Genomic DNA, 12,908 nt, shown 5'->3' on the forward strand with positions numbered 1-12,908 from the left:
TTTTACGTAAGCTCCCTGTTTCTGCTTGTCGGGCTTTGGTTTTCGGGTTTAAAAGCTCATTTCGGCCCGGAACCGGATGCCATTTTTATAAGTGAAATCACTGTCGGCATAGTTTGAACCAAGATGACGAATGTATTCAACACGTAAAACCTTGAATATATTGGTTAAGCCAAATCCAATTTCAGCATAGGGCTTGCTGGCATCACTGGCATAATAGGCAGGCAAATCGAAGACGCCTTTGTAAGAGTCGGTTAAGGTTCCGTGGTGTCCTTTTAGCGACACTACTTCACGTAACTTTAGTCTTCGGAAAAGCGGAATTCGGTTAAGAATAATGCCACCGCCATTGAAATGCAAGTGGGTATTGGTATACAGGTTGTGGGCAAAGGAGGCGTGGTGCAATAAGTTGAACCGGTATTTGGCATAGCCCAGCGACATGGAGCCAACGGGTTGGTCCAGTAAATCATAAGGAGCGTCGCCAATCAGGTAGCCTCCGTTGAACATGTAGCTCATAAAAACCTGGCCCATGTTGATCCGGCCCTGAATAGAGCCATGAAACTGGGTGTATAGTCCCAGGTTTTTGTCGGCTTGTCCGGGCAGCGAAGCCTGCCCAATGTCCAGGCTGAGATTGACCACCGGTGTGGTGGTGGAATAGTAAATCCGGTCAAAGTAAAACTTATCGTAATGCTGTCCAAAGGGAATGCGCATGTTTAGCAGAACGCCATAGTTATTGTAGTCCGTGTACTCAACCGAATTGCGGATGAAACGAACGTTGGGAGTGCTGGTGCTTTTCAGAAAATACGGGGCAGCTTCCAGATGAATGTCATTGGAGGCATTGTACTCCAGCCGCAGCTCAAAACTTTGCTCTTCTTTCAGGAAGGGGTTGGGTTCTTTGGAAGTTACTGCCGCAATGAAGTTCCCGTTTCCTTTGTTGTTGGGATTCTTTTTGATGAAGCGAAGGTATTTATCCTGCGTTATCAGCGAGTAATCGTTGAAATAAGCGAAGCGGAAAAGAAATTTGTCCGTTTCCTGTGGTTGGTAGATCAGGTTGGCTCCATACTTGAATGCCTTGTTTTTTGTGCCGTAACCCAAAAAGCCTCCAATGGAAAAACGCTCAAACATTTTTTCACTGGTTCGAAAGGGGAGGGTCAGTCTTTTCCCTTCGATGGTGTTGGTGCTGTAAATATCGAAAACCGGTCCTAAATCAAATTTACCCATATTCAGAAATCCTGTTAATGCCAGACCTCCAACCGCATCAATTCCTTTCACAATTTTCTGCCCTTTCAGTTGGTTGACCCGGGAGTAGGAATCATCTTTGAGCTGGTGAGCTTCAAATTCGGGTTGCTTGGTCCACTCGCTCGGAGCAATGTTATTCAGGCGCTGGGATGTGGAGTAGTGCATGGATTTGTTGATTAGCCAGTTTCCGCTTGAAATATTGTCGGCACGCTTGGAACTGTAAGTCGACAGCGAGTCTTTGTTTAACGAAAGAGCCAGGTTGATGCGAATATCCTGCAGGTCGTAGAACCAGCCTTCGCCGGGAGTGTATTTGTAACTGACATTGCTTTTAAAGCCATTTACAAAGTTCAGGTTGGCCTCGCGGGCAATGTAGGCATTGATTTCAGTTAAGGCAAAACTTTCATCTTCAATTACAAATTGCCCTGAAAAAAGCGGGTTGTACTTATTTTTTGGCGCGAATGAAAAATGAAAATATTTTTTGTCATCAACCATTGTGCTGTCATTCAGGTACAGGTTGTAATAAGACAAGGCCGAATTGCTGAGCGGAGAAATAAATCCACGCTCGAGGATGTTTACCTGGTCGTTGTAAAAATCTAAATCAACGGCAATGTTGAGCAGGATTAAGCTTTCGATGGCCTGGTTCAGGCGTGGAAAAATACCGTCCTTTTTTTTATACACGGTCTGAATGCTGTCCTCGGCAATGCTTAAGGCTTCTTCAGACAGGTAAATGGGCGAGAAGCGGATGTTCTCTTTCTCCGATTTGAAAGTAACTTCTTCCAGGTTCTCAATAAAACGTGTCATGTTGGAGCTGGTGTCAATGGCCACGTATACGGTGGTGTTCGACAAGGTTTTGTAGTTGGTAACTCCCCTGACTTGCTTTTGGTTTTCCTTTTTGTGCTTCTGAATCTGGTTAAAAATCACTCTGGCACGAGGAATCTCCGGACGCACATTCACCTCATTTAACTTCTGTACATTCTCCTCCATGTACACAATGAGGTGGTTATTCTTAATTTGTTTGATTGGAATTTCCTGTGGGAAATAACCAACTGATGAGATATAAAGTGTATCGTTGGCCGATACCGACAGTTTAAAAAAACCATTGCTATCTGCCATCGTGCCATTGGTGGTTCCTTTTACCAGCACATTGGTAAAAGGGATAGGCTCTTTATTTTTCTGATCTTGTATATAGCCCGAAATTTCAATTCCGTGGGTATACAAGCTGCTAATGATCATCAGGATGACCACTATTGTTTTCTGAAACATGGCTCTTGCTTATTGCTATTTTTCTTCTTTCAACAACCAGTAAAGTCCTTTTACACCAATTTTGATGTCGTCGAGCTTTAGTAAAACAAAAATCTTCTCAATATAGGCTACCACTCCCCAGCCTACAGCCAGGTAGTACATCCAGGGATAAAAGCCAAAGACAAACAGAATGAAAAAGAAAATGCTCTGAACGTATCCTGCAGATACGGCAGAGTAGAGGTGGAGTCCAGGTATTTTTTGAAACCGGAAAAAGGCCACGATGTAACTTAAAACAAATACGGCCAGGAACAGGTAAAGGATCCACGCATGTGGTTCAATTTCGGTCCATTTAAAAAGGAACAGGCCCAATAAGGCCATGGCGTACGTGCAAATATCGGCCAGGTTGTCCAGAGCTGCTCCAAAGTTGGTTTGTAAGTTGAAGTAGCGGGCAATGTTGCCATCAAGTACATCGCTGACCAGGCTTATGCACAGCAGAATGACAAACCAGTGCTCGACTCCGGCCAGTGCCATATAGAGGATAACTGGAAATGCCAGGAGGCGGTAAAGGCTGATGAAATTGGGAACATTTAGTACATTTTCCCCTTTAATTATAAGTTGTTTCATTTTCTGTTTTTTTAAATTGTGTTTGTATTCGCAGGTTTGGTTTAGGATTGGGCTTCATAGGTGCAGCCGTTTAGTTGCTGCGAAATCGTGTTTGTTGCTCCTTTTTTGCTGGACAGTTTTTGAATGAAATTCTCCAGCATTTTAAAGATGCTTTCTTCGGTTGCCTCGTTATCTACTGATAACCCCAATTGATCCAAATTTGTTGTATCAAATAAGATGTTGATGCCGGTGTAACTTCCTGTAAAAGACATGCCGATGGATATGATACGTTCCAGTGCATTCAGGTCCTGGGGATCCAAATCTTTTGCAGGAATGAGTTGGATGGGCAATAGCTTGTTGAGGCTGTTTATGATATGACTGTTTTTGGTCGATTGTTTGGCAATGAAATTCATGATGACTGGAGCATCGTAAACTTCAACGGTACGGATCAGGTAATCAACGACGGTATCGATCGGAATCAGGTTTTGGGTGGATTCCGGATCAACCCGAACCCGGACTTTTTGATTGGGATGACGGGCGGATAAGCTGTGTATGCGCTTGGCAAAGTCAAAAATTCCATAGTCGGTGTTGGTTGCTCCTGTTTCGTTGTGTCCAACCACCTGAGATAACCGAATGATGCGAGCGTTTAATCCCTGGTTCTCAATTCTGTCTTTCAGGATATTTTCAGCTAGTCGTTTCGATTGTTCGTAGTAGTTTCTGAAACTGGAGATCTCTTCATTGTCGTAAAACTTCTCCTTGAATAAACCGTCAAACTTTCCGCAGGAGTAGGCCGTGCTTATAAAGATGAAGCGTGACTTGGGAGAGGCATAGCCCGAGAAAATGTTGATGGAATTTGTAAGCCCGTCCAGGTTTGTTTTAAAGATTTCTTCTTTGGACTTGGTGTCGTATTTCAAGCTGGCTGCAAAATGAAAGTAATCAACTTCACCGCTGAAAATTTCTTTTACCTTTTCAGCGGGAAGTGCAAAGTTTTCTTGGTCTAAGGCGTAATCGTATACTTCCAGGTTTGGCGTATCGATTCTTTCGCCGTTATTGATTTCTGCAAGGGCAGCTTGCATGCGCTCCTGGGCCGAGTATTTTTTATTCGCCCTTACCAAGGCGATGATTTTATAGTTCTGTAAAAGTAACTTGTTAATAAAATTCGCGGCTACGTAGCCGTTTGCTCCATTGATTATTATTTTCTTCATGTGTTTGTTTTTAATGCTTCGTGCTCCTCTGTTTTATCTTATAAGTTGCAATAATTTCTTGGTTTTCTACATAAAAAGCACCAGTACCAGTAAAACGCTTAAAGGAATGGTCAGGTTATCTGAGCCTCTCCAGCTCACCAGCTCGGCCAGGGTACTGACAATGGCAATGGTCAGAGCCAGCCAAAATGTTTTCAAACTGAATAATTCCCAGTGAAAATACAGGGCAATTAAGCTAATGACAAGGCTGGTGACAAAGAATGCTCCTGAGCCCAACCAGGTTTTATCTAATTTATGGCCAAATAGTTTGATTCGGCCATTGTATGCTTTCAGGTTAATTCCGAGGATGGCAGCCATGGGGTCGCAAACGGCCAGAATCAGCATGGGGAGAATGTAGATGAACTTATTTTCCATTAGGCTGGCAATCAGAAATGTGGTGTATATGGAAAGAGGTAGCAGGTAGCTGCCTATCGACTTTCGCTGGATGTCATGAATGGATTTTAGCTGCTTGCTGTATTGAGTAATAAACAAAGCGGCAAAAAACAACAGGGCCAGCACCAGAATGTACCAGTGCGACGGGAAAATATAGGGAAATGGTACGGTGGCCAGCGTGGCCGTAAAATGGGCAAACTTTCGGGTAACTTCGCCTTTCAGTTTGAACCTTCGGTAATTTATTTCATTGAATGCCAGCAGTAAGATGATGCCGACTAAATAAATGAATGAGAGTACAATTATATTTCCCATAGGATTTCAGAATAGTTTAAAATTCAAGAAATAGATACACACAGCAATCCAGGCTCCTCCGGCAATAAGGCTGTCAAAGCGATCGAGAAAACCGCCATGCCCGGGAATCAGGTTGCTAAAATCTTTTTGTTGGTATTTTCTTTTGTACAGCGAAGCCGCCAGGTCGCCGGTAAATGCAAAAAAGATAATGCCAGCTGCCAGTAGCAGCGACTTGCCGATGTTGTTGGCATAGAGTGGATCGAGCCAGAAGCTGCTTGCCAGAGCAACAAGGGTTCCGCCAATCAATCCTCCGTAGGTCTTTTTCGGACTGATGTTAGGGGCTATTTTTTTTCGTCCCCACAGTTGCCCGGTTATCTGGCTAAAGCTGTCGAAGATGGAGAGCACCAAGAATGAGAAAAGAATTAAGCCTTGTGCAAACCCACTGAAAAAATAAAATCCGAATGAAAGGGAGGCAAAAACAGCTATGGACAACACAAAGAACCCTTTATGTTGAAACCCGTTTTTTTGAAACAGCTTCAGCAGCTCAAGAAGACCGGCTGCTATGATGACAACCGTTAAAACCCGAAAGATGGCCGTGTTGATGATTATGCTGAAAAATAAGGTGTTGATGATGAAAAAGTAGGTGATGAATTTGATGTAACTTTTTCGGGCAACCTGCGGATCTTTCTTCCGGTTGATGAAATAGAAGCCAATTCCTCCTAAGAGGAAATAGGTTAGAATTATAATATAGATTGTTTGAATCATGTTTTTGTTGTTTGATTTTCAGCTTAATATCATTAAAACTCCAATGGCAACCATTACAAGGGCATATAAATAGCGGACTTTATTTTCCGATTGGTCCGTTTTGGTTTTGGATAGAATCCTGGGGCCCAGTGCCGCGCCGATGCTTGACCCGGCAGTAAGAAAATAGACCAGCATCAGATCAATCTGTCCGACCAGCAAGTGGGCGCTAATGGCAAAAAGGGTGTTGGTGAGCACCACAACCAACGAGGTGCCAATGACCAGTTTTAGTGGAATGTGCATGGAGAAAAGTCCGGCTAAAACCGGAGCTGTTCCGCTCGTTCCAAAAGTGCCGGTAATCATTCCTGCCAGGAATCCGAAAAATGACCCCTTTGCTTTCCGGCTCAAACCTGTTTGTTCTTGAGTTGCCTCTTCGGTTTTTGGGCTTTTTGTTTTCTTCAGTGTTCCCCAGGCCATGTTGCCGGCAATCAGAATGGCATAAATACCAAAGCTGGCTTTCAGCGCTTCCGGACTGATCAACCCGGTTATGCCTGCGCCAAGGAAGGCTCCTAAAATACCGGTGAGCGAGAATAAAGCTCCAATCCGAAAGTTGATGTTTGTTTTTCGGTGATGCCCCAGTGTGCCCACCAGGCAAATGGGAAGTGTGGCTACCAGCGAGGTGATAACCGCCGTTTGGGCCGGAACCCCAACCAGCAGTGTGAGAATTGGCAGGAAGAAAAAACCTCCGCCACCTCCCAGCATGGTTCCAAACAGGCCGATAACAAAGCCGATGAAAGGAAGTAGTAAATAAACGGGTTCTATGGTTGAATGGAAAATCATAGTTTGTTCTTATCGGATAAAAGAGCGTTGAAAGCGCTTGTTTTTAGGGGTTTGTGTCTGTTGGGATTAGCCATTGATTTAGGATTGGGTTGGGGTGAGTATGAAGTCGTCACTGTTTACCTGGCTGAGGTGATTGACCTGCCGAACTTTCAAGTCTGAACTTTTACCGGATTTCAAATTTTTAACAAGAATCATTTGCGGGAAAAATTTAGCGTTTGAATTAGCAACCTCAATATAATTCGAAAATTCGGTTACTCCAACCAATTTGCCTTTTATATCGTATTGCTCAATGCTCATTAGCTGTTCTTTATCGATCGAAACGAAGGCGATTCGATAACCTTTTTCCTCCGGACTCTGGATTTTTATCTTTTGACAGTGGGTGTCGTTTAAGTCGGTTTTTTCAAGAAAAGTGAACTCAAAATCCTTGTCAATGGCCGATTTGAACTGCTCTATCGGAATTTCCGTTCCGATTATTTTGAGGTTGCGCTGGTTGGCTCTGATTTTTTGAACCCGCCCTGTTGCCGGCATGTAAATTTCAATGATGCCTTTTTTATCCGGATAGTCAGTGGTAACGATTTTTGTTCCCATAACATTTTCAGGTGCAAGTAATTCAATCAGCACTTTTCGTTCGTCGTCAAACTGAGCGTAAGAAACCGTCAGTTCTTTGGTTTTGCAGTTGCCTTTTCCGTCGAATGTTTCTAGGTCAAGAACCAGGCGAATGTTTTGCAAGGACAACTTTTGCGTTGAATGCTCAAACAATTTTTTGGCTTCCATGGTGTCGGTAGCTGAAGCGCTGAACAGGCTGAAGGTTAAGCAAAGCAGGATGATTATCTTTTTCATAACACATTAATTTACATTGGATTCTAAAAACTTAGGTTTTGTGATTGTGGTCAGAGCCGGAATCAGCAACAAAGCGCTGATCAGGCACGAAAAAATAGAAATAACAACCAGCAGCCCGAAAAAACGAAGGGGTGCAAAGCTGGAAAAAATTAAAGCTGAAAAGCCGACAAAAACAGAGAATGCGTTAAATACAATTCCTTTACCGGTGGTTTTTAAGGTTTGTGTTATGGCTATTTTGCTATTGTGTGAAACAGCGTATTCTGTCTTGTAGCGCCATAAAAAGTGAATGGTATAATCAATGCCAACGCCAATCATAATTGAAGATAACAGGGCCGTTACAATGTCGAGGTGGATGTTTACGAAGCCCATCATCCCAAATAGGTAAAGCGTGGAAACAACCAACGGAAGCGAGCCTTTTGCTCCGGCTGCAAATGACTTGAATATGATGGATAGCAAAACAAAAATGATGGCAAGTGCTAGCAATAGCGAGGCTACTTGCCCTTCGATAACCATGTCGGCTATTTGAATTTTCGACAGTCCGGGGCCCGCTATACAAACCAATTGTGGATCATTTTGAGTGATTTGGTGCAGCGATTTTAAGAGCGATTTTCCGGCTTGGTTACTGCCGTCATTTAGGCTGACCAGGATTCGCGTATGTTCATAGTTGTAATCAATAAATTGAGCGATTTGGTCTTCGTAGCCTCCCATGGTGAAAATCTCCAGGCTCTGTTCGGCTTCGGCTTTGGATGCAGGCAAGGCCAGGTAGCCAACTTCTTCAGGCGTGTACATGCCTTTGCTCAGCTCTTTGAAAAACGTACTTGGAGAAATTACATGCCCTGCTTCAGGCAGTTGTTCTATTTGCTTTGTATAGTTCTCCAATCGGGTTAGTGTTTCAGGGGACAGTACATCGCCCTCAAACAACAGGGAAATGTATTGCGAACCCCCAAATTTTTCATTCACCAGTTCAATGCCTTGCCTGATGTCAGATTTGCCAATGAAATAGCTTTCAACATTGGTGTCCACTTTTAGTAAGAACAGTCCGGCAATGCTGATGAGCGCAATTCCCAGAAATGAAGCGATGACGCTTTTGGGATAACTGGCGACCCAAAAAGCAAACCGATTGAGTATTTTATCGATAAGCAATGGTTTTTTGTTTTCTGCCGGTATTGTGTTTGGTTTCTGGTAGAATGTTAAAAGTACCGGAACTAAAAGCAGGCTCATTAAAAGCGCCAGCCCGATGCCTACCGATGCAAGTACTCCTAGTTGGGCTGCTGGTTTCATTTGGTGCGAAAGCAATCCCAGCATGCCGCCAATCGTAGTTAGTGCCGTAATGACAATGGGTTTGCGCAATTCCCTAGATATTTCTACGGCAATGGCTTTCATGCTTAGTTGGGGTGAAACAGCCAGTTTTTCCTGGTAGGCGTTGATGAGGTGAATGCTGTAGTCGTTGGCAATGGCAATCAACATAATGGGAAGCAGCACGGATATCAGCGAAATTCCCCAACCCATAAGTGCCATGAATCCAAATGAAAACAGGATGGATAAAATGACAATAGCAAAAGGGAGTAAAACGCCTTTCCATTCACGAAATGAAAAATAGAGCATGAAAACCATTAAAATTAGGGCGGCCGGGAGTAAGGTGAACAGGTCTTTTTTGATGTAGGACTTGATGGCGTGCCGAATATAGGATAAGCCACCAATATAGATTTTTTCTTGTCCGGGTGTCTGTTCAATGACTTCCTGGATGGCTGGAATAAGGACGCCATCCTCGCTTTCATTGGATTTGGTGATGATGATGGCTGTTGCTGAAAAGTCAGAGGCGACAAAGCGCTGGCCTATTTTGTTGGAGCGAATCTTTTGTTTCAGCTCTTTCAGTGCTTTCGGTTCTGTTGGAATTTTATCAATTATTGGGGCGAGCTCGGTAATACCATCTTCCAGTTTTATGTCGATCACGTCAATTAGTGACAGGCAGTTTTCAACGCCATCCAGTTTTTGCAGTTCTTCGGAAAGGCGAACCATGCGGTCGTACGTCTGCTGATTGATAATGTTGCTGTCTTTGGTCAGTATCAGCATAATCTTTTCGCTTCCCCCAAAAATACTGTCCAGTTGGTTGAGGTAAGCCCGGTTCCCGACGTTGGTTGGAATGTAGTCGTCAAAGCTTGGATTGATGGTAAGCTTGCTGAATTGTGAAACCGAAAGTAATGCAAGGGCGATAATGCCGATGATTAATGAAAATCTGTATTTTTTGACTAGCGTATTCACGGCTTTCTGATTCTTATTTTTTGTTACCCGGTATATTTATAAAGGCAGTCTCATGTCGCTTCAAAAACGATAATCGTTTAATGGTCTGTTTTTGTGCAAAAAATAACTTGCCTGTCAATCAAAGCATGGCATGGTGTGTCCGGCAGTACTTTGAGATACATCTACAGTGTGTTTACTTTTAGTAATTAACTGGTTTTAGTAAGCTGTATTTTTTGTATGTGTTTGGCAGTGGCTTGTTTGTCTCGGTTTGTCATTGGTATTGCTTATGGCGACACAAACAGTATTGGCTTGCCGGTCAGGAGCCAGGATGGATATGTTATGAATTGAATCTGTTTTCATGGTTTTCTGCTTATTCGACTAAATCCGTTTTTGAGTAGCAAATGTAGCTTTTTTTACCAATCCAAAAGAATATTTCAAAGGAAATTGAAATTGGGTAATAAAAGATTTGCATGGGACAGGGCCCTTTACAGCCCAACCAGACAGTTTCTTTTTGTAGGGAATGAAGCTAGAGACAGAGCAATGCCTGCAAAATGTGAATAGAAAAAGCAGCGGCTTTTCTCTCTGTTTTAACTTCTGAATTTTTAGTGGATTGTTTTTTGAAGAAAAAAGTCGGGATGACTGGATTCTCTACGCATCCCGAACAGTTTGATTTTGTTGTTCTTTTTCAGTGTCTACCTTGTCTACTTCAATGCAGGGAGACAGAGGTATTGTCTACTTTCTGGGTTGTTTTTCATTTTACTAGGCGAATGTCAATCTCTATAGGATTATCGACTTTTACTCCTGCCTCATTTAGCATCTCAATAACTTCGACTTCAGTTATTATTTTCGCATCACAACCGGCTTCAATATTTGCCTGCATCTTTTTTATTTTAGCAGGGCCAACACCATTGCCAGCACAAAGAATATTCGTTTTCTTCCCGATTGAAGAATCGATGTCTGCGCCCAAATCCTTAATTATTTTTGCAAGAACTTTGCGATCTGGCCAGTTTGAATAGGTGCCTGAAATCACGACCTTTTTATCGAAGAATGGATTATTGCAGTCTATGTTGTCGGAGATTTCTTGCTTTAGTAACTCTCCTGATATCCGTTGTGGCGATGGCCCTTTTCGTGGTGCCTTTATCCTTTTCTTCTCAACTTCATTAGCCCAGTCTTCAATTGATCTTTCGGTTAAGCTACAAGCCTCAGTAAAAACCAAGCCTGCAGCAATGGCATCCTCGCAGGCATCATGATGCTTAAACTCAATTCCTAAAAAGCTTGCAACATTTTTAAGTCCATAGCCTTTTTGTCGAAACTGTTCCCATGTCCTTCTAACAACAGCGGCATTGTCGAGCCAGTAAGAGTTTGGAAACTCCAGTGCATGCTTTTCGCAGGCCTGGCAAAAGGCAGTCCAGTCGAAAGGCTGATGATGAATTAATACCTGGTTATTTATTTGCTCAAAGAGTACAGGGTAGTATTCTTTAAAAGTAGGCGCATCGACAACATCTTCAGGGTGTATTTCATGAATGCCGATATTATATCCATCAAAATGAGTTTCAGGATTTATCAATTGGCTCACCTTGTTTGCTAATTCTCCATTTTTGAAAAAAGCCAGACCGATCTGACAGATGCTTGAGTAGTCAGAGTTGGCGGTTTCAAAGTCAATAGCGATAAAGTTCAGGTCTTTATTCATGATGATTAGTTTAGTTTCTCCACACTACCCGCATTTTCCCTGGTCTTTTTTCAAAGACCGGTACAGGTCTAGTAATTCCTCCTTAGCGGCAAGCGTTTCACGCAGCGCATCAATCTCGCGCTGCTTGGCAATGCAGTCCGGACAGTTGTAGATTTTTGCTTGCGTATCCGGTTTTTTCAGAGAATTAAGGGGCTCTACGGCGGTATTGTGTGGTTGTGATTTCTTATTTATATACTGATCTATGAATCTGTCGAGACTGATTTTAGCATTAAAGGAAAAGTTGAGTAGATAATCTGCTCTCAGATATTGGGTTTTCCCTTTCTTATAATTATTATAGACCGAAGGGCTTGACATGCCGCATAGTTCGGCAATCTTGTAGTCTTTTAGCCTGTGCTCATCTTTGTAGTTTTCTAGTGCCCTTCTAATGTCGTCTTCGTTTAGATTCATTCTAAATAATGCTGAAATCAGAATATTTGCATTCTGATCATTGGATTTAATATTCTGAATTAATAATATTGTACTAGAAAATTAAGTATAATATATGAATGCAACAACAGCCAATAGAATGAATTTTCTGCTCAAACGAAACACCGAGCGCATCAACTTAGTGGTTCCTTCGGAGCTAAAAAAGGAAATGGTAAAGGCCGAGAAAGAACTTGACATGAATGAATCGCAGTTTATTAAACTATGCATCATCGAGAAGCTCGACCGCCTGGAAGCCGAAAACCAATAATTAGACAGATATGAAAAACTTAATTTATTGCCTTAAGTTTTATTTATTCTTTAAGGTGACATGGAAAGACCTTGACTTCAGCGCAAGACGAAGCTTGATTCGTAAATACAGAAATGAACAGCGCGACCCGAAAACAGCAATTTTCTACCGCACATTTAATAATGCTGTGAATTTTGAAGGGTATAAGTATCGTTTCAGTTTTGCTGGATTCTTGCCTCTCTTCTTCTCTAAGGAAACACACTATTGTTTTTTCACCGATGGTAACGAAATTGATTAACAAGGAGGAGCTATGAAAAAGGAAGTCAAAAAATTTCTGGAGTTCAATGGCAAGGTCATTTACTTCGTAGCCGCCGACGGGCAGTACTGGATCGCATTAAAGCCAATTTGCGAAGCCTTGGGAGTAGATTTTGAAGCTCAAAGGAAGAATCTAAAAGAGGATGAAATATTGGCTCAACTACCGTCTGAGCAGACGGTGGTTGCCGCTGATGGAAAGCTGCGAAAAATGCTCTGCTTGCCTGAATTTTATATCTACGGGTGGATATTTCAAATTCAATCTCAATCCGAAGATTTATTGAAATACAAATGGGAGTGTTACCGCGTATTGTACGAGCATTTTCACGGGGCTATTGGTGGCCGCAAGGACTTGCTGAAAGAAAAAGCAAAGGCCCAGCTTCAGATTGACCAGATATACAACGGGCTGACTCCTGACGAGGCAATCACAATTAACAAGGCTCGCAAAAAGATTAATCAAATAAATTCGAAGTTGCGTCAGCTAGACACCCAAACACTGCAAGAAGAGCGCGACCTTTTTTCAACCTAA

Annotated in this window: 13 protein-coding genes; 3 read left to right on the forward strand and 10 right to left on the reverse strand. The window is 42.6% G+C overall.

The window, feature by feature from the left end; genetic code table 11:
• Positions 1-48: 48 nt before the first annotated feature.
• The 10 genes from Q1A18_RS01445 to Q1A18_RS01490 all read right to left on the reverse strand — a co-directional run bounded on the left by Q1A18_RS01445 (position 49) and on the right by Q1A18_RS01490 (position 11,802).
• Complete coding sequence (locus Q1A18_RS01445; protein ID WP_299576580.1) at positions 49-2,496, reverse strand: DUF5686 family protein; 2,448 nt, start codon at positions 2,494-2,496, stop codon at positions 49-51.
• Between the two features lie 15 nt (positions 2,497-2,511).
• Positions 2,512-3,099: a CDP-alcohol phosphatidyltransferase family protein gene (locus tag Q1A18_RS01450; RefSeq protein WP_299576582.1), complete on the reverse strand. Its 588-nt coding sequence runs from the start codon at positions 3,097-3,099 to the stop codon at positions 2,512-2,514.
• Between the two features lie 41 nt (positions 3,100-3,140).
• Positions 3,141-4,283: an SDR family oxidoreductase gene (locus Q1A18_RS01455; RefSeq protein WP_299576584.1), complete on the reverse strand. Its 1,143-nt coding sequence runs from the start codon at positions 4,281-4,283 to the stop codon at positions 3,141-3,143.
• A gap of 66 nt (positions 4,284-4,349) precedes the next feature.
• Positions 4,350-5,024: a phosphatidate cytidylyltransferase gene (locus tag Q1A18_RS01460; protein ID WP_299576586.1), complete on the reverse strand. Its 675-nt coding sequence runs from the start codon at positions 5,022-5,024 to the stop codon at positions 4,350-4,352.
• Positions 5,025-5,030: 6 nt separating this feature from the next.
• On the reverse strand, positions 5,031-5,768 hold the full coding sequence (locus tag Q1A18_RS01465; protein ID WP_299576588.1) for a phosphatidate cytidylyltransferase: 738 nt from the start codon (positions 5,766-5,768) through the stop codon (positions 5,031-5,033).
• Between the two features lie 18 nt (positions 5,769-5,786).
• Positions 5,787-6,584 (reverse strand): sulfite exporter TauE/SafE family protein, encoded by a 798-nt coding sequence (locus Q1A18_RS01470; RefSeq protein ID WP_299576590.1) that lies wholly within the window; start codon positions 6,582-6,584, stop codon positions 5,787-5,789.
• 78 nt (positions 6,585-6,662) lie between these two features.
• Positions 6,663-7,424: an outer membrane lipoprotein-sorting protein gene (locus Q1A18_RS01475; RefSeq protein WP_299576592.1), complete on the reverse strand. Its 762-nt coding sequence runs from the start codon at positions 7,422-7,424 to the stop codon at positions 6,663-6,665.
• 6 nt (positions 7,425-7,430) lie between these two features.
• Positions 7,431-9,686: an MMPL family transporter gene (locus Q1A18_RS01480; protein ID WP_299576594.1), complete on the reverse strand. Its 2,256-nt coding sequence runs from the start codon at positions 9,684-9,686 to the stop codon at positions 7,431-7,433.
• Positions 9,687-10,416: 730 nt separating this feature from the next.
• Positions 10,417-11,355 (reverse strand): exonuclease domain-containing protein, encoded by a 939-nt coding sequence (locus Q1A18_RS01485; protein ID WP_299576596.1) that lies wholly within the window; start codon positions 11,353-11,355, stop codon positions 10,417-10,419.
• A gap of 24 nt (positions 11,356-11,379) precedes the next feature.
• Positions 11,380-11,802: a hypothetical protein gene (locus Q1A18_RS01490; RefSeq protein ID WP_299576598.1), complete on the reverse strand. Its 423-nt coding sequence runs from the start codon at positions 11,800-11,802 to the stop codon at positions 11,380-11,382.
• A 94-nt stretch (positions 11,803-11,896) separates the two neighbouring features.
• Here Q1A18_RS01490 and Q1A18_RS01495 point away from each other — a divergent pair, with 94 nt between their 5' ends.
• Genes Q1A18_RS01495 through Q1A18_RS01505 form a run of 3 tightly spaced genes read left to right on the forward strand, consistent with a single transcriptional unit; the run spans position 11,897 to position 12,908 of the window.
• Positions 11,897-12,088 carry a hypothetical protein gene (locus tag Q1A18_RS01495; protein WP_299576600.1) on the forward strand — a complete coding sequence of 64 codons (192 nt, stop codon included), beginning with the start codon at positions 11,897-11,899 and terminating at the stop codon, positions 12,086-12,088.
• A gap of 10 nt (positions 12,089-12,098) precedes the next feature.
• Positions 12,099-12,365 (forward strand): hypothetical protein, encoded by a 267-nt coding sequence (locus Q1A18_RS01500; protein ID WP_299576602.1) that lies wholly within the window; start codon positions 12,099-12,101, stop codon positions 12,363-12,365.
• Positions 12,366-12,377: 12 nt separating this feature from the next.
• Positions 12,378-12,908, forward strand: a complete 531-nt coding sequence (locus Q1A18_RS01505; protein ID WP_299576604.1) for a phage antirepressor N-terminal domain-containing protein — start codon at positions 12,378-12,380, stop codon at positions 12,906-12,908.

This window comes from uncultured Sunxiuqinia sp. (genome assembly GCF_947495665.1).
GTDB classification, from domain to species: domain Bacteria; phylum Bacteroidota; class Bacteroidia; order Bacteroidales; family Prolixibacteraceae; genus Sunxiuqinia; species Sunxiuqinia rutila.

Coding starts and splice junctions, on each gene's coding strand:
- Q1A18_RS01450 (WP_299576582.1), bottom strand. CDS start 3,099: ATGAAACAACTTATAATTAAAGGGGAAAATGTACTAAATGTTCCCAAT.
- Q1A18_RS01490 (WP_299576598.1), bottom strand. CDS start 11,802: ATGAATCTAAACGAAGACGACATTAGAAGGGCACTAGAAAACTACAAA.
- Q1A18_RS01465 (WP_299576588.1), bottom strand. CDS start 5,768: ATGATTCAAACAATCTATATTATAATTCTAACCTATTTCCTCTTAGGA.
- Q1A18_RS01445 (WP_299576580.1), bottom strand. CDS start 2,496: ATGTTTCAGAAAACAATAGTGGTCATCCTGATGATCATTAGCAGCTTG.
- Q1A18_RS01455 (WP_299576584.1), bottom strand. CDS start 4,283: ATGAAGAAAATAATAATCAATGGAGCAAACGGCTACGTAGCCGCGAAT.
- Q1A18_RS01500 (WP_299576602.1), top strand. CDS start 12,099: ATGAAAAACTTAATTTATTGCCTTAAGTTTTATTTATTCTTTAAGGTG.
- Q1A18_RS01505 (WP_299576604.1), top strand. CDS start 12,378: ATGAAAAAGGAAGTCAAAAAATTTCTGGAGTTCAATGGCAAGGTCATT.
- Q1A18_RS01475 (WP_299576592.1), bottom strand. CDS start 7,424: ATGAAAAAGATAATCATCCTGCTTTGCTTAACCTTCAGCCTGTTCAGC.
- Q1A18_RS01495 (WP_299576600.1), top strand. CDS start 11,897: ATGAATGCAACAACAGCCAATAGAATGAATTTTCTGCTCAAACGAAAC.
- Q1A18_RS01485 (WP_299576596.1), bottom strand. CDS start 11,355: ATGAATAAAGACCTGAACTTTATCGCTATTGACTTTGAAACCGCCAAC.
- Q1A18_RS01460 (WP_299576586.1), bottom strand. CDS start 5,024: ATGGGAAATATAATTGTACTCTCATTCATTTATTTAGTCGGCATCATC.
- Q1A18_RS01470 (WP_299576590.1), bottom strand. CDS start 6,584: ATGATTTTCCATTCAACCATAGAACCCGTTTATTTACTACTTCCTTTC.